The organism is Streptomyces sp. NPDC029138 (genome assembly GCF_055564375.1).
On the sequence record NZ_JBVHWM010000014.1, the window covers coordinates 1 to 23,626 of the forward strand.

21 protein-coding genes and 3 pseudogenes are annotated in these 23,626 nt (G+C 73.4%); 13 read left to right on the forward strand and 11 right to left on the reverse strand.

The genetic code is table 11. The annotated features are described in order from the left end of the window. Nucleotides 1–630: 630 nt before the first annotated feature. Complete coding sequence (locus ACZ4WH_RS14645) at nucleotides 631–825, reverse strand: DUF397 domain-containing protein (protein ID WP_468180230.1); 195 nt, start codon at nucleotides 823–825, stop codon at nucleotides 631–633. Then, on the reverse strand, nucleotides 822–1,667 hold the full coding sequence (locus ACZ4WH_RS14650) for a helix-turn-helix domain-containing protein (protein ID WP_468180232.1): 846 nt from the start codon (nucleotides 1,665–1,667) through the stop codon (nucleotides 822–824). The genes ACZ4WH_RS14645 and ACZ4WH_RS14650 overlap by 4 nt, the downstream gene beginning before the upstream one ends. A gap of 116 nt (nucleotides 1,668–1,783) precedes the next feature. Here ACZ4WH_RS14650 and ACZ4WH_RS14655 point away from each other — a divergent pair. Further along, nucleotides 1,784–2,191 (forward strand): annotated as a pseudogene (locus ACZ4WH_RS14655) (ATP-binding protein); the annotation flags it as partial. Between the two features lie 8 nt (nucleotides 2,192–2,199). Here the strand turns inward: ACZ4WH_RS14655 and ACZ4WH_RS14660 are convergent. Beyond that, nucleotides 2,200–3,126 carry a DUF3027 domain-containing protein gene (locus ACZ4WH_RS14660; protein ID WP_468180234.1) on the reverse strand — a complete coding sequence of 309 codons (927 nt, stop codon included), beginning with the start codon at nucleotides 3,124–3,126 and terminating at the stop codon, nucleotides 2,200–2,202. 267 nt (nucleotides 3,127–3,393) lie between these two features. On the opposite strand from ACZ4WH_RS14660, the gene ACZ4WH_RS14665 reads away from it, so the two are divergent. The 4 genes from ACZ4WH_RS14665 (at nucleotide 3,394) to ACZ4WH_RS14680 (ending at nucleotide 6,973) form a co-directional block, all read left to right on the forward strand. Further along, a complete protein-coding gene (locus ACZ4WH_RS14665; protein ID WP_468180236.1) occupies nucleotides 3,394–4,794 on the forward strand; it encodes an MFS transporter in 1,401 nt (466 codons plus the stop codon). A gap of 94 nt (nucleotides 4,795–4,888) precedes the next feature. Beyond that, the gene (locus tag ACZ4WH_RS14670; protein WP_468180238.1) at nucleotides 4,889–5,386 is read left to right on the forward strand and encodes a DUF2771 domain-containing protein; all 498 of its coding nucleotides are present in this window, start codon (nucleotides 4,889–4,891) and stop codon (nucleotides 5,384–5,386) included. After that, nucleotides 5,359–6,135, forward strand: coding sequence for a futalosine hydrolase (locus ACZ4WH_RS14675; RefSeq protein ID WP_468180240.1), 777 nt, complete (start codon nucleotides 5,359–5,361; stop codon nucleotides 6,133–6,135). The genes ACZ4WH_RS14670 and ACZ4WH_RS14675 overlap by 28 nt, the downstream gene beginning before the upstream one ends. Beyond that, nucleotides 6,125–6,973 carry a 1,4-dihydroxy-6-naphthoate synthase gene (locus ACZ4WH_RS14680; RefSeq protein WP_468180242.1) on the forward strand — a complete coding sequence of 283 codons (849 nt, stop codon included), beginning with the start codon at nucleotides 6,125–6,127 and terminating at the stop codon, nucleotides 6,971–6,973. Before ACZ4WH_RS14675 ends, ACZ4WH_RS14680 begins: the two co-directional genes overlap by 11 nt. A gap of 31 nt (nucleotides 6,974–7,004) precedes the next feature. On the opposite strand, the gene ACZ4WH_RS14685 is transcribed toward ACZ4WH_RS14680, so the two are convergent. Continuing rightward, nucleotides 7,005–7,388, reverse strand: a complete 384-nt coding sequence (locus ACZ4WH_RS14685; RefSeq protein WP_014673396.1) for a cold-shock protein — start codon at nucleotides 7,386–7,388, stop codon at nucleotides 7,005–7,007. Between the two features lie 165 nt (nucleotides 7,389–7,553). Between ACZ4WH_RS14685 and ACZ4WH_RS14690 the strand changes: the two genes are divergently transcribed. Beyond that, a complete protein-coding gene (locus ACZ4WH_RS14690) occupies nucleotides 7,554–7,817 on the forward strand; it encodes a hypothetical protein (protein WP_030989395.1) in 264 nt (87 codons plus the stop codon). Here ACZ4WH_RS14690 and ACZ4WH_RS14695 read toward each other — a convergent pair. After that, the gene (locus ACZ4WH_RS14695) at nucleotides 7,781–8,422 is read right to left on the reverse strand and encodes an HAD family hydrolase (protein WP_468180245.1); all 642 of its coding nucleotides are present in this window, start codon (nucleotides 8,420–8,422) and stop codon (nucleotides 7,781–7,783) included. The two genes, ACZ4WH_RS14690 and ACZ4WH_RS14695, sit on opposite strands and share 37 nt — an antisense overlap. Before the next feature lie 199 nt (nucleotides 8,423–8,621). Next, entirely contained in the window at nucleotides 8,622–9,659 is a 1,038-nt protein-coding gene (locus tag ACZ4WH_RS14700; RefSeq protein ID WP_468180247.1) for a hypothetical protein, read from the reverse strand. Nucleotides 9,660–9,758: 99 nt separating this feature from the next. On the opposite strand from ACZ4WH_RS14700, the gene ACZ4WH_RS14705 reads away from it, so the two are divergent. From ACZ4WH_RS14705 to ACZ4WH_RS14720, 4 genes are all read left to right on the forward strand, one after another. Next, a complete protein-coding gene (locus ACZ4WH_RS14705; RefSeq protein ID WP_468180249.1) occupies nucleotides 9,759–12,461 on the forward strand; it encodes a helicase-associated domain-containing protein in 2,703 nt (900 codons plus the stop codon). A gap of 360 nt (nucleotides 12,462–12,821) precedes the next feature. Next, the gene (locus ACZ4WH_RS14710; RefSeq protein ID WP_468180251.1) at nucleotides 12,822–13,574 is read left to right on the forward strand and encodes a CHAP domain-containing protein; all 753 of its coding nucleotides are present in this window, start codon (nucleotides 12,822–12,824) and stop codon (nucleotides 13,572–13,574) included. Nucleotides 13,575–13,638: 64 nt separating this feature from the next. Continuing rightward, nucleotides 13,639–14,829 (forward strand): RICIN domain-containing protein, encoded by a 1,191-nt coding sequence (locus tag ACZ4WH_RS14715; RefSeq protein WP_468180252.1) that lies wholly within the window; start codon nucleotides 13,639–13,641, stop codon nucleotides 14,827–14,829. Between the two features lie 98 nt (nucleotides 14,830–14,927). After that, nucleotides 14,928–16,571: a DNA repair helicase XPB gene (locus tag ACZ4WH_RS14720; RefSeq protein WP_468180254.1), complete on the forward strand. Its 1,644-nt coding sequence runs from the start codon at nucleotides 14,928–14,930 to the stop codon at nucleotides 16,569–16,571. 55 nt (nucleotides 16,572–16,626) lie between these two features. On the opposite strand, the pseudogene ACZ4WH_RS14725 reads toward ACZ4WH_RS14720, so the two are convergent. Further along, nucleotides 16,627–16,925: pseudogene (locus ACZ4WH_RS14725) on the reverse strand (FAD-dependent oxidoreductase); the annotation flags it as partial. Nucleotide 16,926: 1 nt separating this feature from the next. Here ACZ4WH_RS14725 and ACZ4WH_RS14730 point away from each other — a divergent pair. Beyond that, a pseudogene (locus ACZ4WH_RS14730) lies at nucleotides 16,927–17,648 on the forward strand (potassium channel family protein); the annotation flags it as partial. Nucleotides 17,649–17,672: 24 nt separating this feature from the next. Here the strand turns inward: ACZ4WH_RS14730 and ACZ4WH_RS14735 are convergent. Then, on the reverse strand, nucleotides 17,673–18,812 hold the full coding sequence (locus ACZ4WH_RS14735) for a glycosyltransferase 87 family protein (protein WP_468180473.1): 1,140 nt from the start codon (nucleotides 18,810–18,812) through the stop codon (nucleotides 17,673–17,675). 33 nt (nucleotides 18,813–18,845) lie between these two features. After that, on the reverse strand, nucleotides 18,846–19,028 hold the full coding sequence (locus ACZ4WH_RS14740) for a hypothetical protein (protein WP_468180255.1): 183 nt from the start codon (nucleotides 19,026–19,028) through the stop codon (nucleotides 18,846–18,848). Between the two features lie 311 nt (nucleotides 19,029–19,339). Here ACZ4WH_RS14740 and ACZ4WH_RS14745 point away from each other — a divergent pair, with 311 nt between their 5' ends. Continuing rightward, entirely contained in the window at nucleotides 19,340–21,394 is a 2,055-nt protein-coding gene (locus ACZ4WH_RS14745) for a HelD family protein (protein ID WP_468180258.1), read from the forward strand. A 26-nt stretch (nucleotides 21,395–21,420) separates the two neighbouring features. Here ACZ4WH_RS14745 and ACZ4WH_RS14750 read toward each other — a convergent pair whose 3' ends face one another. After that, nucleotides 21,421–22,119, reverse strand: a complete 699-nt coding sequence (locus tag ACZ4WH_RS14750) for a copper homeostasis protein CutC (RefSeq protein WP_468180260.1) — start codon at nucleotides 22,117–22,119, stop codon at nucleotides 21,421–21,423. A 67-nt stretch (nucleotides 22,120–22,186) separates the two neighbouring features. Then, nucleotides 22,187–22,846, reverse strand: a complete 660-nt coding sequence (locus tag ACZ4WH_RS14755) for a maleylpyruvate isomerase family mycothiol-dependent enzyme (RefSeq protein WP_468180475.1) — start codon at nucleotides 22,844–22,846, stop codon at nucleotides 22,187–22,189. Nucleotides 22,847–22,981: 135 nt separating this feature from the next. On the opposite strand from ACZ4WH_RS14755, the gene ACZ4WH_RS14760 reads away from it, so the two are divergent. Beyond that, nucleotides 22,982–23,626: an HD domain-containing protein gene (locus tag ACZ4WH_RS14760; RefSeq protein ID WP_468180262.1), complete on the forward strand. Its 645-nt coding sequence runs from the start codon at nucleotides 22,982–22,984 to the stop codon at nucleotides 23,624–23,626.

Genomic DNA, 23,626 nt, shown 5'->3' on the forward strand with positions numbered 1-23,626 from the left:
GCGCGCTCGCACCTCACATGCACGCCGGGTGTGCTTAGCGGCTTGCGGCGAGTGGGCGGGGCGCGCTCGCACCTCACATGCACGCCGGGTGCGATTGGCGGCTTTCCGCCGGGGTCGGGGGTGCCCTACTGGGCCCCTCGCTCAGTGATTGGCGGATTTGTGCCAAGGGTCGCCGGCAAAGGAGCAGGTCAAGCGGCTTGGCACTCGGCAGGAGTGGCCCAAATCCGCCAATCACCGGTCTCTTGTGACCTGAGAGGCTCATGGGACGCCGGCCAGCCCATCCCCTCGCTCCCGCCCACCGGCCGTAAGCCGCCAATCGCACCCGGCGTGCAGGCGAGGCGCGGGGGCGCGCCCCCACCCACCGTTCGCCGCTAAGCCCACCCGGCGTGCAGGCGAGGCGCGACCGCGTACCCCTCGCGCCGGGTGCGCGCCCGACTCGGCTGAGGGCCCGGTACCGGTAAGGCGGCCACTTTCCCCCGGGCCGCCCGCTCGCTTCTCCCCCGTGCTGGAGCGGGCCGAGTCAAGGGTGGCCCGGAGGGCCATCGCCGCAGGCGACGCGGAACGCGCCCTTTACTCGGGTCGCGGAAGCACGACACTGGCCAAGAAGCGGGCGGCCCCACGGCAACCGTTTCAGCGCCGGGCGGCGTACGACACGAACTCCGTCCACGTGGAGGGGGCGACGGTGAGGCGGGGGCCGTTGTCCTGCTTGGAGTCCCTGATGTGGATGGTGGAGGCGGTGGGGGTGGCGACCCAGTCCAGGCCCACTTCCACACAGGAGTCGGCCTCGCTGCTGCTGCTGTAGCTGCTCTTGAACCAGCGGATCATGTTGCCCCCAGCAGATGCTCGATGAAGGTCGTCGACTCACGGGGAGTGAGCGCCTGCGCCCGGATGATGCCGTAGCGCAGCTCAAGGATACGGAGGTGCTTCGGGTCCTCCACCCGGCGGCCGTTGGCCACTGCGGGGGAACGGCCCACTGCCGAGCCATCCGCGAACTTCAGCACCTCGATCCCGCCTGCCACTCCCGCGTGCTCCTCGCGGTCCATCGGCATTACCTGGATCTCGACATTCCTCAACTGGGCCACTTCAAGGAGGTGTTCAAGCTGCTGGCGCCACACCTTCTTACCTCCGAGGGGGCGTCGTAGCGACCACTCGTCCTGGATGAAGCTGATCTCCGGCACGGGGTCCCGCTCGAAGATCACCTTTCGAGCGATTCGGCCCCCGACGCCTCGTTCCACCACGTCGTCGGTGTAGGAGGGCCGACGCATCTGCAGCAACGCCCGCGCGTACTCCGGTGTCTGCAAGAGTCCGTGGATGTTCAGCGGATCGTAGAGCTGAAGCTCGACCGCCTTCGATTCCAGCTCCGCCAAAGCCCGAACCTTCTTCGGATACCGAACCTTCTCCACATCCTCCTTCATCGCCGCGAGCAGCCCGCCCGCGTCCAGGAGCTTGTCCGCCTTGTCGAGGTACTCCGGTCGCGGAATCCGTTTGCCGGACTCGACCTTGTAGACCATGTCCTCGCTGTAGCCCACGGCTTTGGCGAAGTCGGCGGCCCGCATGGCCACGGCCTCGCGGCGCAGCTTCAGTTGGCGGCCCACGGTGGTGATGACGGCGACGCCCCACTCGTCGTCCGGCTCGACCTCCCAGCCCGGCTCCTCTTCCTCGCTCACACCGCAGCACCCCCTTCTCGACACGCCCGGACACCACCGGACGCGCGCTGGACAGTGACTCTACGCAACCGCGTCGTCACTGTTCAGAGGTAGCAGGCGCGGCCACTCTGAGTGATGTGAACCAGGAAATCTCCACCCACATCTCCGCCCCCGTCCCGCACTTCACGGTGCAGCTCTCCCCTACGCCACGCGGGGCCCGTCTCGCCCGGCTGCTCGCCACCGAGCAACTGCGGTCGTGGGGGCTGCCCTTGGACCCGGCGGCGCTGGTCGTGGCCGAACTCGCCGCCAACGCGGCCGGGCACGGCCGGGTGGCCGGGCGGGACTTCCGGCTGACGTTGTACGCCGTCGGGGACACGCTCCGTATCGAGGTGACCGACACGCGCGGTGACCGGCTGCCCGAGCCCGTGCGTCCCGAGCCGGACGCGGACAGCGGGCGGGGGCTGCTCCTCGTGGAGGCGCTGGCGGAGCGCTGGGGTACGGCGCCCGGGCCCTCGCCGCGCAAGACGGTGTGGGCCGAGGTGCGCGTGCAGGGTCAGGAGTGGCCGAGTTCCGCCGTCTCGTCGTCGCCGGTCTCCGGGACCGAGCCGGAGTCGCGGGCCGGGCGGAGCGGGAAGGGGTCGACCCGGGTCTCGTCGATGACCGGCGCGGCCGGCTGCGGGGGCTTCGGCATGACCGCCGCCTCCGAGTGGCCGCCACAGCCATAGGCCAGGGAGACCACACGGCCGTCCGCCGGGGAGAACTCGTTGGCGCAGACGCCGAAGGCCTGGCCGAGGGAGCCGCCGATGGGCGTGAGGAAGCCGCACGTCATGCAGGTGGCGGGGGCCGCCTGGGCCATGGCCGTCTTGGGGCCGAAGGCCTCTTCCCAGCGGTCGGCGGCGCTGTGCAGGCCGTACCGGGACAGGACCCGGGCGCGGCGCATGCCCAGTTCCTCGGCGACGGAGGCGATGGAGCCACGGGAGGGGGTGGCCGGCTGGGCGGCGGGGGCGCCCGGCGTGACGTCGGCGTCCTCCGCCTCCGCCAGTTCCCGCATCTCCTCGGAGACCACCGAGTTCGGCGGCGGCTCCTCCTCGCCCGTGTAGCCGGGCTCCAGGCGCAGGTCGTCCTGGTCGGTGGGGAGCAGGTCCCCGGGGCCGAGGTCGCCGGGGCGCAGGCGCTCGCTCCACGGGACCCACTCGGGGGCGAGGAGGGCGTCGGGGCCGGGGAGGAGGACGACCTCGTCGAGCGTGACGACCTTGGCGCGGGAGGCGCGGGCCACCGTCACCGCCCAGCGCCAGCCCCGGTAGCCCAGTTCCTTGCACTCGAAGAAGTGCGTGACAACGCGGTCGCCCTCCGACACCAGGCCGGCGTGCTCGCCGACCACGCCGGGCGCGGCGGCCTCCTCGGCGGCGGTGCGGGCGAGGTCGACGGCCTCGGCGCACAGGCGGTCGGGGGTGCGGCTTCGCGTTGTCGCTGCGCTCACAGGTATCGCTTCTCTCCTACGCCGTCTCGTCGAGTGCGGCTGCCTCCGGCGGTTTCGCCGACGGAGCGGACCTGGGGACCGCATCGACGTCTGCATCCGCGCGCCTGGGCGCACCTCTGCCATCCATTCTGCGTTATGGCTGAGATAGGCACGCTACACCGGACGGGATTCGTGCATATTCCCACCCGCCCCTCTGCCTGCGCCGACCGGGGTCGTGCGCCGCCACACCCGTCGGGTCCGCACTATCCGACCGGATCTCGGGGCACTATGAACGTCGTGGCAGCCGCGGACAGGGCGAATGGTCGGGGCGGCGGTTCGGGCCGGGTGGGTGGTGCCGTCCGCTCGGTCGGCCGTGCCCTGCACTTTCCCGTGACCGGCGCGGCCCGGGGCATCCGCAGGGCCACGCACGCGCACGGCGCGGGTGAGTCGGGTCTGGGCAAGCTGATCGAGCTGCACGCGGTGAACGGCGCCGGGGACGTCATGGTCACCGTGGCGCTCGCGTCGACGGTGTTCTTCTCGGTGCCGACCGACGAGGCGCGCGGCCGGGTCGCTCTCTATCTCGCCATCACCATGGCGCCCTTCACGGTTCTCGCGCCCGTCATCGGCCCTCTCCTCGACCGGCTGCCGCACGGGCGGAGGGCCGCGATGGCCGGGGCGATGCTGGCGCGGGCGCTGCTCTCGCTGATCATCTCGGGGGCGGTGGCGAGCGGCAGCCTGGAGCTGTATCCGGCCGCGCTGGGCGTGCTGGTGGCGTCCAAGGCGTACGGGGTGGTCCGCAGTGCGGTCGTACCACGGCTGCTGCCACCGGGGTTCTCGCTCGTGAAAGCCAACTCCAGGGTGACCCTCGCCGGGCTGCTGGCCACCGGTGCCGCCGCGCCGGTCGGGGCGGGGCTGCACGCCCTCGGTGATCCGTGGCCGCTCTACGGCGCCTTCGTGATCTTCACTGCGGGGACGTTTCTGTCGTTCTCCCTGCCGCCCAAGGTGGACTCGGCCAAGGGCGAGGACGTGGCGCTGCTCGCGGCCGACGAGGCGCATCTGCGCGGGCCGCACCTGGGGCAGGTCAAGCGGCCGGGACTGCGGACGGTCGGGCCCGCCGTCACGCACGCGCTCGGCGCCAACGCCGCCCTGCGCTGTCTGTCCGGCTTCCTGATCTTCTTCCTCGCCTTCCTGCTGCGCGAGCATCCGCTGACCGGGGAGAGCGCGGCGGTGTCGCTGGGGATCGTGGGGGTCGCGGCCGGCGCGGGCAACGCCCTCGGTACGGCCGTGGGGGCCTGGCTGCGCTCCCGGGCGCCGGAGATCATCATCGTGACCGTCGTCGCGGTCGTGCTCGGCGCGGCGGTCGTCGCCGCCCTCTTCTTCGGGGCGTTCCTGGTGGCGTGCCTGGCCGCGGTCGCCGGGTTCGCGCAGGCGCTGGCCAAGCTGGCGCTGGACGCGCTGATCCAGCGGGACGTGCCCGAGCTGGTGCGCACCTCGGCGTTCGCCCGCTCGGAGACGCTGCTCCAGATGGCGTGGGTGTTCGGCGGCGCGGTCGGCATCGTGATGCCGCTCAACGGCACGGTCGGGCTGCTGGTCGGTGCCGCGTTCGTGGCCGTCGGCTGGCTGAGCACGCTGAAGGGGCTGCTCGCCTCGGCCCGGCACGGCGGCCGGACCCGGCCCCGGGTGGCGTGAGGCCGTGGGCGGCACCGGCACGCGTGGCGTAACGAACCGGGCACGCCGTACCCCACGTGGGCGGGCGGCTCCGGGCGCCCGATAGCCTTCGGCCATGACCACGCTGCCCCGCGGCGAAGCCGCTGATGTACACCGCGTTGCGCGACGCCGCCGCGTCGTCGCCGCCGCCGGCGCCGTTTCCGCCGGACTGCTCGTCCTGTCGGCCTGCGACAAGCCGACGCCCGTCGCGACGCTCACCGTCGGCGGGGACTCGGTCAACTCCGAGGCCGTCTGCTACAACGACGGCAAGGCGCTGGACGAGAAGTCGCTGAAGGAGTGCGTCAAGAACGCCGACGACATCAAGTCGATCAAGGTCGGCCAGGACGAGACCGTCCGCATCGGCGTCGACCCGAAGATCGCGGACGCGGGCTGGGTCGTGCTGGTCAACGGCCGCCAGTTCAGCGACTCCAGCAAGGAGACGTACCGCACGATCCCGAGCAGCGCGTTCTTCAACGTCCAGTACGGCACCCAGGGCAACACCAACACGCTCTCGATCCGGATGGGCGAGAACACGAACAAGGGCGTGTGGTCCTTCAAGCTGAAGAAGGCCTGATCACGACGTCTCTTCCGGTCCTCGTCGCCACCGCGGTCCCCGTAGAGCGGGACGCGGTGGCCCGGGCGTTGCCCGCGGCGGACGCGCACACGGCGGACGGTAGCGCGGCGGCCGAGGAGGTGCGGCTGCCGGGCGCGTCCCTGGTCCGTACGGGGGCGGGCTGGGACCTGCTGGCCGCCGGCGTCGGCCCGGCGCCCGCCGCCGCCACCACCGCCGGTGCCCTGACCGCCGCCGCGCTGGCCGGCCGGCCCTACGGCCTGGTCGTCTCGGCCGGGATCGGCGGCGGCTTCCCGCCCGGAGCGCCCGTCGGCTCGCTCGTCGTCGCCGACGCGATCACCGTCGCCGACCTCGGCGCCGAGACCGCCGACGGCTTTCTGCCGGTCACCGAACTCGGATTCGGGACCGTCACCCACCGTCCGCCGGAATCACTCGTACGAGTCGCGTCCGAGGCCACCGGCGCCCGTACCGGCACGATCCTGACCGTCTCCACGGTGACCGGCACCGCCGCCCGCGCCGCCGCCCTGCGCGCCCGGCATCCCGGCGCGCTCGCCGAGGGCATGGAGGGGTTCGGGGTGGCGGAGGCCGCCGCCGCGCACGGGGTGCCCGTGCTGGAGATCCGCGCGGTCTCCAACCCGGTGGGACCCCGCGACCGCGCCGCCTGGCGCATCGGTGACGCCCTCGCCGCCCTCACCGAGGCCTTCGGGAAACTCGCGCCCGCATTGGAGAGTTGGAACGCACATGACCGGTGAACCGTTGCAGATCGCGTACTCCCCCTGCCCGAACGACACCTTCGTCTTCGACGCCCTCGCCCACGGCCGCGTCCCCGGCGCCCCCGCGCTGGACGTGACCTTCGCCGACATCGACATCACCAACGGCATGGCCGAGCGCGGCGAGTTCGACGTGCTGAAGGTGTCGTACGCCGTCCTGCCGTACGTCCTCGACACGTACGCGCTGCTGCCGTGCGGCGGTGCGCTGGGGCGGGGCTGCGGGCCGCTGGTGCTCACCCGGGAAGCGGAGACCGATCTGACGGGCCGTACGGTCGCCGTGCCCAGCGAGAAGTCGACCGCGTACCTGCTGTTCCGGCTCTGGGCCGCGGACACGCTGCCGGGCAGGGTCGGCGAGATCGTCGTCATGCCGTTCCACGAGATCATGCCGGCCGTGCGGGACGGCAAGGTGGACGCCGGCCTGGTCATCCACGAGGCCCGGTTCACCTACCAGAACTACGGGCTGCACAAGCTCGCCGACATGGGCGAGCACTGGGAGCGGACCACCGGGCTGCCGATCCCGCTGGGCGCGATCATCGCCAAGCGGTCGCTGGGCGCCGAGCGGCTCGGCCGGCTCGCCGACGCCGTACGGGCGTCCGTACGGGCCGCCTGGGACGACCCGGAGGCCTCCCGGCCGTACGTCATGGAACACGCCCAGGAGATGGACCCGGCCGTCGCCGACCAGCACATCGGGCTGTACGTCAACGAGTTCACCGCCGACCTCGGCGAGGACGGCTACGCGGCGGTCCGGGGACTGCTCACGCGCGCGGCGGCCGAGGGGCTGGTGCCACCCCTCGGCCCGGACGCGCTCGCTTTCCCGTAATGCGGGTCGGACGCCAGACGTCGGATACGGGTCAGACGTCCAGCTGATCGGCGACCGCGCGGAGCAGACCGGCGATCTTCTTGCCGGAGGCCTTGTCCGGGTAACGGCCCTTCTCCAGCATCGGCGTGATGTTCTCGAGAAGGGTCGTCAAATCCTGCACGATCGACGCCAGCTCGTCCGGCTTCTTGCGCTGGGCGGCGGCGACGGACGGCGTCGGGTCGAGCACGATCACCGAGAGCGCCTGGTCACCGCGCTGACCGGCGACGACACCGAACTCCACGCGCTGTCCCGGCTTGAGCGCATCGACTCCGGCGGGGAGAACCGAGGAATGGACGAAGACGTCACCGCCGTCGTCGCGGGAGAGAAAGCCGAAGCCCTTCTCGCTGTTGAACCACTTGACCTTGCCGGTAGGCACGTCTGTCCTCGTCCTCGTACTCGTCGGGAAAACTACTTCGGAAACGGCTCTTGATAGCACTAGAGCGGGTCGACCATGACCCGCCGGTACCAAGGCTAATGGTCTTGGGGCGGGTGACAAGACGTCCCCCGGTTGTTCTCTCGCGCAGGGAACTACCCTGGTCCGGTGCGTGACAAAACCCAAACGAATTCCGCCGCGCCCGGTGACCGACTGATCCGCGCCGGTGCCGTCGTCTTCTTCCTCGGGGCCGTGGCCACCCTCGTCACGGTGGCCCCGCTGTTCCTCGGAGCGAAGCCTTTTCCGACGTACATGTTCGGTTTGAGCATGCTCATGGCCGTCGGATTCCTCGTGGCCGGAGCGGGTGTCCTGCGGTCCGTCGCCGCCGGACGGCGTCAGGCGAGGGGTGCCGCGCCGGGCGCCTCGCGGTAGCCGGTGAGCCACGCGGGGAACGCGGACAGGTCCGTCAGGACGATGTCCGCACCGGCCGCGTGCAGCTCGTCGGCCGGGCACGGGCCGGTCGCCACGGCGACCGAGAACGCACCCGCCGCACGGGCTCCGCGGACGTCTCCGACGTGATCGCCGACGTACACGCCCGCGCCGTACTCGCGCAGTGCCGCGGCCTTCTGCTCGGCCCACAGGTCACCGACGACCACGTCGGGCTCGATGCCGAGGTGGGCCAGGTGCAGCTTGGCGTTCGGCTCGTACTTCGCCGTCACCACCATCGTCCGTCCGCCGGCCGCCCGCACCGCGTCGATCGCCTCCGGGGCGCCGTCCATGGCGGGCGTCGCGGCGATGGCTATGGAGGGGTACATCTCCCGGTACAGATCGGCCATCGCCGGCACCTCGTCGGCCGGGAACCAGTGGATCAGCTCCTCCACGAGCGGCGGCCCGAGCCGGGTCACCGCCAGGTCGGCGTCGATGAACGTCCCCGTCCGCTCCGCGAGGGCCAGGTAGCAGGCGCGGATGCCCGGCCGGGAGTCGATCAGGGTCATGTCGAGGTCGAAACCGACGGTGAGGGAGGCCATGGGGGCCATTGTGCCGGGTGCCGCCGGCGGTTCGGCCGGGTGGGGTTGCGCCGTGGGCCGGGGTTGCCTGCCGGGTGCGGGTACGTCGTGGTCGCTCGCGCAGTTCCCCGCGCCCCTTGGGTGGGTCGGCCGCAGCTTGGTCAAGGGGCGCGGGGAACTGCGCGACCAGCCCCCACGTACCCGCACCCGGACGACGGCCGCGCAAGCGCTAGCGCTTCCTTTGGGAGCGCCACAGGAGGAACAACGCCGAGGCGACCGCCGCTCCCCTGACGACCCATGGCCACGTGTCGCTCACCGCGTCGTTCATATGGCCCTGGGCGATCGGCTCACCCCAGCGGCCCTCGTTGCGTCCCCACAGCCACACCAGCCCCGCCGCGATCGCCGTGCCCGGCAGGACCATCACCGCCCACTTGGTCTCCGCCGGTGTCAGCCGCCGGGAGCCGTAGGCGATGGCCCAGCCGAGGAGCAGCGCGAACCAGTTGCCGAGTACGGCACCGGCGACCAGCGCGGCGGCGGCCAGCAGCAGGAGGGGGTTGGACCAGCCGGAGAGCCGACGGGGACCGGCGCCCGCGTCGGCCGGCGTCGCTTTCCCGGCCGGGAGCAGCCCGAGGAGCCGGCGGCGTTTGGCCGGTACGGGCGTGGGCGCGGTCTCGGCGGGCTCCGGCGCCGGCTTCTCGGCCTCCTTCCCGGCGGCCTCCCCCGGGGGCCTTCTCAGCAGTTCCGGGATCTCCACGCCGCCGACGAACCCCGGCACCGGGTCGGCGTCCCCCAGGGGGCCCGCGGTGCCGACGCGCCACCAGTCGGGCGGTGCCGTACCGTCCCCCAGTTCGTGCGCGGGCGCGAGATGCGGCGGGGCGGGCGTGTCGCGGGCGGCGGGCGGCTCGGGCTCGGCGGGGCGCGGACGGGGTACGACCCGCCGCAACCCCTTCGGCCGCTCCCGCTCCGCCGGCTCGGGTGCCCGCTCCCGGGAGGAGGGCTGCGCCGGTACGGCGGTGGGCGGCGCCTGCGGGAGGCCGCCGGTGCCGCCCGCCGCCCCGACCACCTCGTCCGGGGTGCCCAGGCGGTCCAGGATGCGGCGGACGGCGGCGGGCGAGTCCACCGTCGCCTGCGCCCGGCACCGGTCGATCTCGTTCCGCAGCTCCGACACGAGCCGCATCCGCGTCGCCGACGGCAGCTGGCGCTGCTGGGCGATGTCTCCGACGCGGCTCAGATACTCGTAGACGACCTGGTCGCTCTCGATCCCCACGGAACCCCTCCGGGGTGACGCCGACTGATACCCCGCTGAGGACCGTACCGCTTCTCGCGCGATGCCCTCGGTACAGGGAAGTCCGCTACCGTTGGCCGGATGAGCCCCGAGGCCCACTCAGCCCCTCGGTCCCTCGCGGAGGCGCTCCGCGCGCGGGACGACGCCTCCCTGGCCGCGCTGCTGCGCAGCCGCCCGGACCTCATCACCCCCGTCCCCACCGACCTCACCCAGCTCGCCACCCGCGCCGGCACCCGCGCCTCGGTGCTGCGCGCCCTGGAGCGCCTGGACCGGTTCGCGCTTCAGACGGCGGAGGCGCTGGCCGTGGCCCCGGACCCGGCGTCGTACGACACGCTGCTCGGTCTGATGGCCGGGGACGCCGGCGAGGAGACGGTCGCCCGCGCGCTGCCGCGGGCCGTCGCCACCCTGCGCGAGCAGGCGCTGGTGTGGGGCGACGACGACCGGCTGCGGCTGGTGCGGACCGCCCGCGAGCTGCTCGCGCCGTCCCCGCAGCACCCGTCCCCGACCGGGCTGGGGCCGACCGTGCAGGAGGCCACCTCGGGCATGTCGCCGGGACGGATCCAGGAGATCGTGACGGCGGCCGGGCTGCCGTCGACCCATGACTCGGTGTCCGCCGTGGCCGCGCTGACCGGGCTGTTCACCCACCGCAGGAAGATGGCGAAGCTGCTCGCCGGGGCCCCGGAGGCGGCCCGCGAGGTGCTGACCCGGCTGGTGTGGGGGCCGCCGTACGGGCAGGTCACCGCCGAGCCGGCAGCGCATCTGCGCTGGCTGCTGGATCGCGGGCTGCTGCTGCCGACCGCGCCCGGCACGGTCGTCCTGCCCCGCGAGGTCGCCCTGCATCTGCGTGAGGGCCGCGCCCACCGTACGCCCGAGCCGCTGCCGCCCGCCGTGGCGCCGGCCGCGACCCACAGCCCGCAGGTGGTGGACGCGACGGCGGCCGGGCAGGCGTACACCGCGCTGGCCACGGTGGAGGAGCTGCTGAAGGACTGGGACGAGGGCGGGCCGGCGGTGCTGCGGGCGGGCGGGCTGAGCGTCCGTGACCTGAAGCGGACCGCCGTGGCGCTGGACGTGTCGGAGCCGGTCGCCGCCTTCTGGGTCGAGCTGGCCTACGCGGCCGGCCTGATCGCCTCCGACGGCGAGGCCGACGAGCGGTACGCGGCCACCCCGGCCTACGACGAGTGGCTGGAGCTGCCACCGGCCGAGCGCTGGGCCCGGCTCGCCCAGGTCTGGCTGACGGCCACGCGGACGCCGGGGCTGGTCGGCGGGCGGGACGCGAAGGACCGGACCCTGTCGGCGCTCGGTCCGGGCCTCGACCGCTCCGCCGCGCCCGAGGTACGGCACCGGGTGCTGTTCCTGCTGGCCGCGCTGCCGCAGGGCGCGGCGCCGGACGTGGAGTCGGTGCTGGCCCGGCTGCGCTGGGAGCGGCCCCTGCGGGGTGCTCAGCGCGACGGTGCCCGCGACGACGACCTGCGCTCCCGGCTCGCCCGCTGGACCCTGTCGGAGGCGGAACTGCTGGGCGTGACCGGACGGGGCGCGCTGTCGGCCCACGGGCGCGCGTTGCTGGGGGCACCGGCTGGCGGCGGGGCCGGGAGGGCGTCCGGGGTCGGGTCCGGGTCGGGGGCGAGGGCCGCAGCCACGGCCGCCCACGGCTCCGCGACGCCGGGCACCGCATCGGCCACCGGCTCCGCGAGGCGCGGCACGTCCGCGACCGGCGTCCCGGCGCCCGGCTCCTCGGCGACCCCGGCCGCCGGTTCGCCCGAGCCCACCGGCCCCGGTGACAAGCTTCCGGTGCACCACCACCGGACCCCCGAGCGGCTCGTGCCCCTCTCCCCCGCCGAGCAGGGCCTCGCGGCCGCCGCCGCTGCCCGGCTGCTCGCGCCGCTGCTGCCCGAGCCGCTGGACCACGTGCTGCTCCAGGCCGACCTGACGGCGGTGGCGCCCGGTCCGCTGCGGCGTCCGCTCGCGGACATGCTGGGGGTGCTCGCGGACGTGGAGTCCAAGGGCGGCGCGACCGTGTACCGGTTCACGCCGGCGTCCGTCCGCCGCGCCCTGGACGCCGGCCGGACCGCCGCCGACCTGCACGCGTTCCTCGCCGAGCACTCCCGCACCCCGGTCCCGCAGCCGCTCGCCTATCTGATCGACGACGTGGCCCGTAGACACGGCCACCTGCGGGTCGGCGCCGCCTCGGCGTACGTCCGCTGCGACGACGACGCCCTGCTCAACGAGATCCTCGCCGACAAGCGCGCCGCCGCCCTGGGCCTGCGCCGCCTCGCGCCGACCGTGCTGGCCGCCCGGACCGACCCGGGGGCGCTGCTGGAGGGGCTGCGCGCGATGGGGTACGCGCCCGCCGCCGAGTCCGCCGAGGGCGATGTCCTGATCACCCGGGCGCACGCCCACCGCACCCCGCCGCGCACCGCGCCCGAGCCGGTGCCGGACGGGCCGCCGCCGCCCGACGCCACGCTGCTCGCGGCGGCGATCCGCGCGATCCGGGCCGGTGATCTGGCCGCCACCACCCCGCGCAAGACCGTCGGGGAGCCCCTGGGGGGCGGCGAGCTGCCCCGCACCTCCTCCGCCGAGACCCTGGCCACCATGCAGGCCGCCGTCCTGACCGGCGACTCCGTGTGGATCGGGTACGTCAACGCCGAGGGCGCCGCCAGCCAGCGGGTCATCGCCCCGATCCGGGTCGAGGGCGGCTTCGTGACGGCGTACGACCACACGGCGGACGAGGTTCGCACGTTCCCGCTGCACCGCGTCACCGGCGTCGCCGAGCTGGCCGGCGACTGAGGCCGTCCCTGCGGGCACAGGCCTGCGGTCGTCCCCGCGGGCCCAGGCATGAGGTCGTCCCTGCGGGCGCAGACATGAGGTCGTCCCTGCGGGCGCAGACATGAGGTCGTCCCTGCGGGCACAGGCAGGCGGAAGCCGTCCTTCCGCGCGCGCCGTGCGGTGTCCCGTGTCCGGTGGGCCGTCCGGGCCGTGAACCTGTCCCTCGGACAAGCCCCTGACCAGGCCGGACAGCACCCGCCTGTCCCGGACATGTCCTGGACACCTCAACCCATTGTTCGCCCCGGCATCCCCCGGCCAGCCTTTCGTCGTCAGCCGGCCCCGCTCTGGGCCCGGCTTCGATCCGACGGAAGGAAGCACGGGATGTCTGCGATACGCACAGCGAGGACCACGGCCGTCGCGGGGGCGGCCCTGGCCATGTCGCTGGGAAGCCTCGTCCTGGCCGGCCCGGCCCACGCGGCCACCGCCCCGGGGCCGCTGATCGCCCAGCAGGCGCTGGGCCAGTACACGAGCGACAACGCCGAGGTGCAGAAGCGGAAGTACGAGGGCGACGCCAAGGACGGCGACACCGAGCGCAACAACTGCAACTTCTACACCGGCTTCTGGACGGCCAAGGCCAACCTCCGCTGGGACCACACCAGCGCCCCGCGCACCGGCACGATCACCAACCACCAGGCGTGCGGAACCAGCAAGGGCTACATGTACATCAAGGTCGGCGGCGCCTGGAAGAAGACGTGGACCAGCGTCAAGTGGACCTCGCGCGCCTGGTGCGCGGACTTCGCGAAGTACACCTGGTACTGGGGCAAGGCCGACATCAGCGGCCTGAACGCGGCGGCCGACTCGTTCCGTACGTACGGCAAGGCCAAGGGCACCTGGCACACCAAGGCACAGGTGGCGGCCGGCCGGTACCGGCCCAAGCCCGGTGACGTCGTGTCCTACGACGACAACGGTGACGGCCGTGCCGACCACGTGGGCGTCGTGACCTCCTACAACACCGCCCGGAAGGTGTACCACTCGGTGGAGGGCAACACCTCGCTGGAGCGGCTCACCTACAAGAGGACCCAGCCCGCCACGGCCGGCCGGGTCCTCGGCTACACCTCGCCGAAGGCCCGCTAGCTCCGGCCACGTTGGCCGGAAAGGGTTTTGTTCCATGGCAGCCCCCGCAACAACGATGGGGGTCATGGACGAGAGAGCGCTTGCGTTGCAGGAGTTACGGACCGCGGCGGACCTGAACGCCGAGCTGCGCGAGCTGAAGGCGCGCTCCCGGCTGACCTACCGGCAGCTCGAGGAGCGCGCCGCCGAGAAGGGCGAGCTGCTGCCGCGCAGCACGCTGGCCGACGTCCTGCGCAACGGTTCGCTGCCCCGGCAGGAGCTGCTGGCGGCGTTCGTCCGCGCGTGCGGAGAGGGCGATTACGTGGACGAGTGGCTGGCCGCACGGCAGCGCGCCGCCGAGACCCCGGCCCCGGAACAGGGGCCGGGAGGCTCGGGGGGAGCGGGACGAGCAGGGGGAGCGGGGGAAGCGGCGGGGGGATCGGGCGCGGCGGGGGGCCCTGGGGTCACGGGGGGCTCCAGGGACGCCGGGGATGCGGGGGACGCCGAGGGTCCGGACGCGGAGGGCTCCGGGGGCCCTGGGGCCACGGGGGGCTCCAGGGACCTCGGGGCCTTCGGGAATGCCGGGGACGGGGCGGACGCCGGGGGTGCGAGCGGGCGCTCGGGGGCCCGGGGTCCGGTACGGCGGCTGCTGCGCGGGCGCCGTACCCGCCTCCTCGCCGCCTCCCTCCTCGGCCTCGCGCTGGTCTCCGCCGCCGTCTGGTCCCTGCGGGACTCCGGCGGCTCGGGGAGGACCGAGGACACGGACTCGGCGCAGCCGACGTCCGGGCCCGTGCGGCTGCCACGCGGGCAGGTCCTCCTGCGGCCGCTCGGCTCGCCCGGTCTGTGCGTGACGGACGGGCAGGTCCCGGACGGCCGGTACCACTCCCTCGTCGCCGTGCAGCGCCCCTGCGAGAAGACGGCGCCGCAGACCACCACCCTCGATCCCGTCGGCGAGAACGCCTACCGGATCTCCTGGTACCGCCCCGACCAGGGCAAGGGCTGCCTCAAGGTGCTCACCTCCGGGCCCGGTGAGGGGCTGCTCGAACCGTGGGAGGCGTGTGAGCAGACCACCGTCTTCCGTTTCGTGCCGACCGAGCCGGCGAAGGCCGAGAAGGCCGGGCGGTCGGAGAAGTCCGTCGGCCGGACCTATCTGATCAAGGCCCCGGACGGAAAGTGCGTCGGCATCAGGGACGCGAGCGCCGACGCGGGCGCCGAGGCCGTCGCCCAGCCCTGCACCGGCGCGGACGCCCAGCTCTTCCTCGTCGAAGCGGCGCTGTGAGCCCGCCGCCGGGCCACCGTCGATCTTGCGCCCTTCGGGCAGGCCCGCTCCATGAGGCACACTGGACGTTTGGCCGTCATGGAAAGGGTGTGCCGCGCGTGAATGGTCCGCTGATCGTCCAGTCCGACAAGACCCTGCTCCTGGAAGTCGACCACGAGCAGGCCGACGACTGCCGGCGGGCCATCGCGCCCTTCGCCGAGCTGGAGCGGGCACCCGAGCACATCCACACCTACCGGGTCACCCCGCTCGGGCTGTGGAACGCGCGCGCCGCCGGGCACGACGCCGAGCAGGTCGTGGACGCCCTGGTGCAGTACAGCCGCTACCCCGTGCCGCACGCGCTGCTCGTGGACATCGCCGAGACGATGGACCGCTACGGCCGCCTCACCCTCAGCAAGCACCCCGCGCACGGGCTCGTCCTGACCACCACCGACCGGCCGGTGCTGGAGGAGGTGCTGAAGTCCAAGCGGATCGCCCCACTGGTCGGCACCCGGATCGACCCGGACACCGTGGCCGTGCACCCCTCCGAGCGCGGCCAGATCAAGCAGACGCTGCTGAAACTGGGCTGGCCGGCCGAGGACCTCGCCGGGTACGTCGACGGTGAGGCGCACCCGATCGAACTGCTGGAGGACGGCTGGGCGCTCAGGCCGTACCAGAAGCAGGCCGTGGAGAACTTCTGGCACGGTGGCAGCGGTGTCGTCGTGCTGCCCTGCGGCGCCGGGAAGACGCTGGTCGGTGCCGGGTCCATGGCCCAGGCGAAGTCGACCACGCTGATCCTCGTCACCAACACCGTCTCCGCCCGGCAGTGGAAGCACGAGCTGGTGAAGCGGACCTCGCTGACCGAGGACGAGATCGGCGAGTACAGCGGGACGAAGAAGGAGATCCGGCCCGTCACCATCGCCACCTACCAGGTGCTGACGACCAAGCGGAAGGGCGTCTACCCGCACCTGGAGCTGTTCGACTCCCGGGACTGGGGCCTGATCGTCTACGACGAGGTGCACCTGCTGCCCGCGCCGGTCTTCAAGTTCACCGCCGATCTCCAGGCCCGGCGGCGGCTCGGGCTCACGGCCACCCTCGTACGCGAGGACGGCCGCGAGTCGGACGTGTTCTCCCTCATCGGCCCCAAGCGCTTCGACGCGCCCTGGAAGGAGATCGAGGCGCAGGGCTACATCGCGCCCGCCGACTGCGTCGAGGTCCGGGTGAACCTCACCGACTCCGAGCGGCTGGCGTACGCGACGGCCGAGACGGAGGAGAAGTACCGCTTCTGCGCCACGACGGAGACCAAGCGGAAGGTCACCGAGGCGATCGTCCGCCGGTTCGCCGGGCAGCAGATCCTCGTCATCGGGCAGTACATCGACCAGCTGGACGAGCTGGGCGAGCATCTGAACGCCCCGGTGATCAAGGGCGAGACCTCCAACGCGCAGCGCGAGAAGCTCTTCGACGCGTTCCGCGAGGGCGAGATCAGCGTGCTGGTGGTGTCGAAGGTCGCCAACTTCTCCATCGACCTGCCCGAGGCCACGGTCGCCATCCAGGTGTCCGGCACCTTCGGCTCCCGGCAGGAGGAGGCCCAGCGGCTCGGCCGGGTGCTGCGCCCCAAGGCCGACGGCCACCAGGCCCACTTCTACTCGGTCGTCGCCCGCGACACCATCGACCAGGACTTCGCCGCCCACCGGCAGCGCTTCCTGGCCGAGCAGGGGTACGCCTACCGGATCATGGACGCGGACGAGATCCTGGCCGAGAGCTAGTTCCGCACCTCAGGGGCGGGCGCCCGCCCCGGGGGTCACCGGAACCCGGGGCGGCTCACGTCGTGTGGGCCTCCATGGCGGCGCGCACGGCGGATTCCAGCGCGCCTTCGATCGACGCCGGTTTGACGGAGGTGTGGTCGCCCGCGAAGTGCAGGGGGCCTCAGGGGCCGGAATGGACGGGAGCAGCTCCGTGTGCTGGCCGGGCAGGAGGACGGACGCCTCGCCGTAGGCATAGGGGTCGCGCAGCCGGCTCTGGGTGCGGCCGGCGCCCGTGTAGAAGACCTCGATCCGCTGGCCGTACACCTCCTGCAAGCCGCACAGGGCGTCGTCCGCCCAGCTGTAGGAGGCCAGGACGAATCGCCGTGCGCCGCTGATCCTGCGGGAATGGGGCCGCAACGCACCGCCCGGCTCCGTCGCCGACGTGGTGGCGGACGAGGATGAGACGACCCTGCGGGCGGCGTACGACGCCGGCGACGCCGACTGGACCTGTGCGCACCGCAGGGGCGACACCACCCGGCCGGAGACGCTGCGCGGTCTGGACATCGCCTCCTACGACAGCGTCATCGTGCTCGGCCAGGACCCACGGCCCGGCGAGGCCCCGGAGGAGCCGGACAACCGCACGCTCGTCACCCTGCTCGTGCTGCGCCACCTCGAACAGCGGATCGGCCGGGAACTGCCGGTGGTCACCGAACTGACCGACGACGCCAACCGGCCCCTCGCCCCGCTCGGCCCCGGAGCCGACGTGATCATCAGCGGCAAGCTCATCGGACTGCTGATGGCGCAGATCTCCCAGAACCGCCACCTGGGGGCGGTGTTCGACGAGCTGTTCTCGGCCGGCGGTACCCAGGTCCATCTGCCCCCGGCTACGGGCTGCGCGTCAACCCGCCCAAGACCGACCGCCGGCGCTGGATCACCGGCGACGAGGTCGTCGTCATCGCCGGCACCGGCGACGGCCACGCGAGCGGGAGCGTTCCGCGAAGCCGCGACGCGCGACACGAACGGCGCGACGGTGACCGCGACGGCCGCTGCGGAGGGGACGCCCGGGCCGGGGACAGCGCGGACCCGCCGACGAGGTGACGCGCCTGTCGGCGGCCGGGCCGGTCACCGCCTTACGGGCCGGAAGCGCCGAGAGAGGTGTGCCCTCTCCCCGGTCACGCTGTCGTACGAGATCAGCAGCCCCAGCGCCAGAAGGGGGTAGGCAGCCGCGAACGGCTGCTGCCACCAAGGCAGTTCCAGGTCGCGGGTGCCCTCGTGGGGTACCAGCCACATCGTGCGGGCGGTGAAGACGAGGGCCACCAGTACGGCCGTACGGGTGCGGCCCTCCGCCAGCAGCACGGCGAGCAGCGGCACGCACCACACCCAGTGGTGGGTCCAGCTGATCGGGCAGACCAGCAGGGCCGTGCACGCGGTCAGCAGGATGCCGTGGCTCTCCCGGCGGGCCCGGGCGGCCAGCCCCAGGCCCGCCACGGCGACCACCGCCGCCGGGAGCGCCCAGGCGAGGCCCGGCGCGGGATCGCCCAGCGCCCGGGCGACCAGCCCCCGCACGGACTGGTTGTCCACGATCCACGCCTTGCCCACCCGGCCGGTCTCGAACAGCCGCCGGGTCCAGAAGTCCGCGCTCGCGGCGGGGAGCAGGACGGCACCGAGCGCGACGGTCCCCGCGAAGACCGCCCCCGCCGTCGCCGCCTCCCGCACCCGGCCCCGCAGGAGCAGGTACGCCACGAACACGGCCGGGGTGAGCTTGACGCCGGCCGCGATCCCGAGGGCCAGGCCCTTGGCGCGGGCGCCGGCCGGGCGGGTCAGGTCCCACAGGACGAGGCAGGCGAGGGCCAGGTTGATCTGGCCGAACAGGAGCGTCTGGAAGACCGGTTCCAGCCACAGGGCGAGGGCCGTGGCCGTGCAGAGCGGGGTCGGCGGGAGGGGCCGGGAGGCCATGCGGGCCGAGAGGGCGACCAGGGTGGCGAGCAGGAGCGCGTTGCCCGCGAGGAAGAGCGCCTTCAGGGCCGGGACCGGGAGCCAGGTCGCGGGGACGAACAGGATCGCCGCGAAGGGGGGATAGGTCGCCGGGAGGTGCCACTCGGTGACCGTGAAGCCGTACAGGTCGGTGCCGTGGGCCACGGTCGCGCCCTCGGCACGGTAGACGAGGAGATCGGCCATGGGTGCGCCGCGCAGGGCGCACAGCGTGACGAAGGAGGCGAGGGAGAGGGCGAGGAGGAGAAGGGCAGGGCAGGAGGGCGTCAACGTCCGTTTCCGCACGGACGCGACCCTATGCCGTCACTTACGGCGTATGCCCGCTTCCTCGCCGTACTCGCCGAGGATGACGACGCTGAAGGCCGCCTCCAGGAACACCTTCACGGCACGCAGGGCGTTGCCCAGCAGGTAGTGGTGGGGGCCGTCGACGGCCGTGGCGCCGGACGGGGGTCGGACGGGGGCCGGTGTGAAGCTTGCTGCGCTCATGTCTCCATGGTGGAACTCCGGACCCCTCACCCGCATCGGTCTGCGGGTCCAATCCCGGACGGCCGCGCGTAGACCTCCGGGTGGACGCCGTCCCTGGCCCTGAGACTCCGCGTCCCCTAGGGGACGGGCCGCGGGAGACGCGCGGGCGGCGAAGCCCGGCGAGCGACGTGCCGGAAATTCACTGGCCTCCGCCCCGCCCGCTCACCTAAAATCTCCGCTCTTGCCCGCCTCCCTCACGGAGTGCCGTCGTCCGGCCGGAAACCGGGCGGCATCGTCGTAGCCCACGCAGCAGGCCCACCGGAGGCACCCCCTTGTCCACGCCCGCCCACGACCCGCTCGACGATCCCCTCGCCCGCGAACGCTCCCACCTCGCCGCGTCCCGTGCCGCACTGCGCGCCATGCGCGAGGACGTGGAGGCGCTTGACATCAGCGACGTCACCGCGAACTGGGTCAACGCCGCAGTGCTCTCCCGCCAGATCGACGAGCGCATCAAGGCGCTGGCCGACCTCAGCGACACCCCGCTGTTCTTCGGCCGACTCGACTACCTGCACGCCCCCGGCGCCGAGCGGGCCGAGGGCGCCGAGGGCGAGCGGTTCTACATCGGGCGGCGGCACGTCCACGACGCGGACGGCGACCCCATGGTCATCGACTGGCGCGCGCCGGTCTCGCAGCCGTTCTACCGGGCGTCCAAGAAGGACCCCATGGACATCGGGCTGCGCCGCCGCTTCGGTTACACCGGCGGGGACCTGACCGCCTACGAGGACGAGCACCTCTCCGACCCGGCCGAGGCGGCCACCACCAGCAAGCTGCTCCAGCAGGAGATCGAGCGGCCCCGCGTCGGCCCGATGCGGGACATCGTCGCCACCATCCAGCCCGAGCAGGACGAGATCGTCCGCAGCGGGCTCGGCGGCACGGTGTGCGTGCAGGGAGGTCCGGGCACCGGAAAGACCGCCGTCGGCCTGCACCGGGTCGCCTACCTCCTCTACGCCCACCGGGAGCGGCTCGCCCGCACCGGCACGCTGGTCATCGGGCCGAACCGGTCCTTCCTGCACTACATCGAGCAGGTCCTCCCGGCGCTGGGCGAGTTGAGCGTGCGGCAGGCGACCGTGGACGACCTGGTCGCGCAGGTGGAGGTGCGCGGCACGGACGACGCCGCCGCCGCGATCGTCAAGGGCGACGCCCGGATGGCCGAGGTCCTCAGACGCGCCCTGTACTCCCATGTGACTCTGCCCACCGAGCCGGTCGTGGTCGTGCGCGGCTCGCGGCGCTGGCGGGTGCCGGCGTACGAACTGGAGGAGATTGTCCGGGAGTTGCTGGCCCGGGACATCCGCTACGGTGCCGCCCGCGAGGCCCTGCCGCAGCGCGTCGCGCACGCGGTGCTGGTGCAGATGGAGCGGGCCGGGGAGGCCCCGGACGACCGGGTGCAGGACGCGGTCGCCCGCAACAGCGCGGTGAAGGCGGCCGTGAAGGCGGTGTGGCCGGCCGTCGATCCGTCCAGGCTGGTGCTGCGGCTGCTCACCGACGCGGAGTTCCTCGCCGAGCACGCGGACGGGCTCCTGGACGAGGACGAGCAGAAGACGATCCTGTGGGCCAAACCGGTGCGCAGTGTGAAGTCGGCCAAGTGGTCGCCGGCGGACGCCGTGCTGATCGACGAGGCGGCCGATCTCGTCCAGCGCACGCACTCGCTCGGCCATGTCGTCCTGGACGAGGCGCAGGACCTCTCCCCCATGCAGTACCGGGCCGTCGGCCGCCGCTGCACCACCGGCAGCGCGACCGTGCTGGGCGACCTCGCGCAGGGGACGACCCCGTGGGCGACCCGGAGTTGGGCGGAGGCGCTGGCCCACCTCGGGAAGCCGGAGGGGGCCGTCGAGGAGCTGACGGCCGGTTTCCGCGTGCCGACGGACGTCATCGCGTACGCCTCCCGGCTGCTGCCGCACATCGCGCCCGGCCTCGCCCCGGTCGCCTCCGTCCGGGAGAACCCCGGGTTCTTCGAGGTCCGTACGGCCACGGAGGCGGCCGATGTGGTCGCCGCGTGCTCGGAGCTGCTGCGCAACGAGGGCTCGACCGGTCTGATCGCCGCCGACGCCCGCGTCCCGGCGCTGGCCGAGGCCCTGACGGCGGCCGGCCTCTCCTACCTGGCCCCCGGTGAGGAGACCACCCGCGAGACCCGGCTGACCCTCGTCCCGGCCTCGCTCGCCAAGGGTCTGGAGTACGACTACGTGGTCCTGGACGAGCCGCAGGCCGTGGTGGACGGCGAGCCGGACGAACGCACGGGCCTGCGGCGGCTGTACGTGGCGCTGACCCGGGCGGTGTCGGGCCTGATCGTGACGCACACGGCACCGCTGCCGCCGCAGCTCGCCGAGTAGAGAGCCGCGGGCCGCCCCGAGCGGGGCTAGGCGGCGTCGCCGTCCAGGGCCGTGCGCCACTGGGCGACCGCGTCCGCCGAGACCGGGCCCTGCCAGCCGTCGGGGCGGGCCGCGCCGCCGATGTGGAACGCCTCGATCCCGCCCGCCCGGAGCCGGGAGACATGGTCGAGGCGCAGTCCGCCGCCGACCATGATCTGCTGCTCGTACCCGGGTTCGCCGTCGTGTGCCGCTTCGGCGAGCAGCGTGGGCAGGCCGTGGTCCACGCCCGTGGCGGAGCCGGCGGTGAGATAGGTGTCCAGACCCGGCAGGTCGGCGAGCTGCTTGCGCAGGGCGTCCCGGTCGGCGGCCCGGTCGATCGCCCGGTGGAAGGTCCAGCGGCAGCCGCCGAGCGCGTCGACGACCCGCTCCACCGCGCCCAGGTCGACACCGCCGTCCGTGGCGAGGAACCCGAGCACGAACTGGTCGGCGCCGGCCTGCCGCAGCTCGTCGGCCACGCCGATCAGCCGGTCCAGGTCACCGGCCGCGAAGCCGTCCGCGAGGCGCAGCATCACGCGCAGGTCGATGTCGACGGCGGCGCGGATCGCGGCGACGGTGGCGGGCGCGGGGGTGAGCCCGTCGGCCGCCATCTCGGTGACCAGCTCCAGCCGGTCCGCGCCTCCGGCCTGGGCGGCGACCGCGTCCTCCACGTCGAGCGCGATCACCTCCAGGACTGCACGCTTGCTCATGGCACCCCATTCATCGGCGACTACAGGTCTAGTCCAATTCAAGACTACGCCTGCCCGGGGGCGCCACTCATCCGAAGATGTTCAGCTCGCCCTCCCGGGTCCCCGCCAGCTCGTAGGCCGCCCCGTTCAGCGGCCGTCCCGCGTACAGCCGTACGAGCGTGGCCGCGTCGCCGATGTACCGGGCGGGCGGGCCGCCCGCGGCCACCGCGCCGAGCCGCAGCGGCTCGTCCAGGTCGTCCAGGTCGGCGTGGAGCGGCACGTGCTCCTTGTGCCGGGTGATCCGCGCCAGCAGGGTCAGCGCGTGGGGCAGCCCGGCCCCGGCGTACGCCCCCGGCGCGCCCAGCACCTCCCGCACATCCCCGGCGTGCACCCACTCGCCGAGCGCGATCATGTCCAGCGAACCGTCCGTCCGGGCGATCACCGGTCCGGCCTCCGTCATCCCGCGCTCCAGCTCGTCCACGATCCGCGCGTTCGTCCAGTCGGCCCGCTCCGCGATGTCCCGGTCGTTCGACTCCGGCGAGAACACGCCCTCCTCGAACCGGTTCTCCACCACCCGCATCAGCCCGGCGGAACAGTGCGCCAGCACCTCCCGCACCGTCCAGCCCGGACACCCGGCCGTCGGCAGCGCGAAGTCGGCGTCCGGCCGGGACCGCAGCAGCGGTACGAGGGCGTCGCGCTCGGCGGCCAGCAGCCGCCCGGGGAGTTCGGGATCGCGCACTTCCAGCATCTCAGTCATGGAGATCACGCTAGGGGCGCCGGGGGACGGCCGTCACGCGGGAAACGGACGGGCAGCCGGCACGGGACCGCCACCGGACGGACCGACCGGCGACCCGCGTCCCCGCCACCGGACAGAATGGGAGGCATGGCCGACCTCGACGCCCTGCGCCTCCGTTTCGTCCGCGCCCTCGAAGCAGTCCGCGCCCCCGGCGGCGGCCCCGACCCCGCCCCTTACGCCGACAACCTGCTCGCCCGCTGGCAGGAGCCGCAGCGCCGCTATCACACGGTGGCCCACCTCACCGCCGTACTCGACCACGTCGACGCGCTGGAGAAGTACGCGGCCGACCCGGACGTGGTCCGTCTGGCCGCCTGGTTCCACGACGCGGTCTACCTCCCCGAGCGCTCCGAGAACGAGGAGCGGTCCGCGCGGCTGGCCGAGCGCGCCCTGCCCGAGGCCGGCGTGCCGGACGCGAAGACGGCCGAGGTGGCCCGGCTGGTCCGGCTCACCGTCACCCACGACCCGGCCGACGACGACCGCGACGGCCAGGTGCTGTGCGACGCCGACCTCGCGGTCCTGGCCGCGCCCCCGTCGGCGTACGCGGTCTACACCGCCGAGGTCCGCGAGGAGTACCACTTCGTGCCGGGAGACGCCTTCCGCCAGGGCCGTTCGGCGATTCTGCGTCAACTCCTCGATCTGCCACGGCTGTACCGCACCCCGTACGGCCGGGAGCACTGGGAGGCCACCGCCCGCTACAACCTCGCGTCCGAGCTGGAAATGCTGTCGACCTGA

Excerpts from the sequence above, each read along its gene's own strand:
- ACZ4WH_RS14740 (WP_468180255.1), bottom strand. The coding sequence starts at position 19,028 with ATGAGCGCAGCAAGCTTCACACCGGCCCCCGTCCGACCCCCGTCCGGC.
- ACZ4WH_RS14695 (WP_468180245.1), bottom strand. The coding sequence starts at position 8,422 with ATGGCCCCCATGGCCTCCCTCACCGTCGGTTTCGACCTCGACATGACC.
- ACZ4WH_RS14710 (WP_468180251.1), top strand. The coding sequence starts at position 12,822 with ATGTCTGCGATACGCACAGCGAGGACCACGGCCGTCGCGGGGGCGGCC.
- ACZ4WH_RS14750 (WP_468180260.1), bottom strand. The coding sequence starts at position 22,119 with ATGAGCAAGCGTGCAGTCCTGGAGGTGATCGCGCTCGACGTGGAGGAC.
- ACZ4WH_RS14680 (WP_468180242.1), top strand. The coding sequence starts at position 6,125 with ATGACCGGTGAACCGTTGCAGATCGCGTACTCCCCCTGCCCGAACGAC.
- ACZ4WH_RS14715 (WP_468180252.1), top strand. The coding sequence starts at position 13,639 with ATGGACGAGAGAGCGCTTGCGTTGCAGGAGTTACGGACCGCGGCGGAC.
- ACZ4WH_RS14670 (WP_468180238.1), top strand. The coding sequence starts at position 4,889 with ATGACCACGCTGCCCCGCGGCGAAGCCGCTGATGTACACCGCGTTGCG.
- ACZ4WH_RS14760 (WP_468180262.1), top strand. The coding sequence starts at position 22,982 with ATGGCCGACCTCGACGCCCTGCGCCTCCGTTTCGTCCGCGCCCTCGAA.
- ACZ4WH_RS14705 (WP_468180249.1), top strand. The coding sequence starts at position 9,759 with ATGAGCCCCGAGGCCCACTCAGCCCCTCGGTCCCTCGCGGAGGCGCTC.
- ACZ4WH_RS14665 (WP_468180236.1), top strand. The coding sequence starts at position 3,394 with ATGAACGTCGTGGCAGCCGCGGACAGGGCGAATGGTCGGGGCGGCGGT.
- ACZ4WH_RS14645 (WP_468180230.1), bottom strand. The coding sequence starts at position 825 with ATGATCCGCTGGTTCAAGAGCAGCTACAGCAGCAGCAGCGAGGCCGAC.
- ACZ4WH_RS14755 (WP_468180475.1), bottom strand. The coding sequence starts at position 22,846 with ATGCTGGAAGTGCGCGATCCCGAACTCCCCGGGCGGCTGCTGGCCGCC.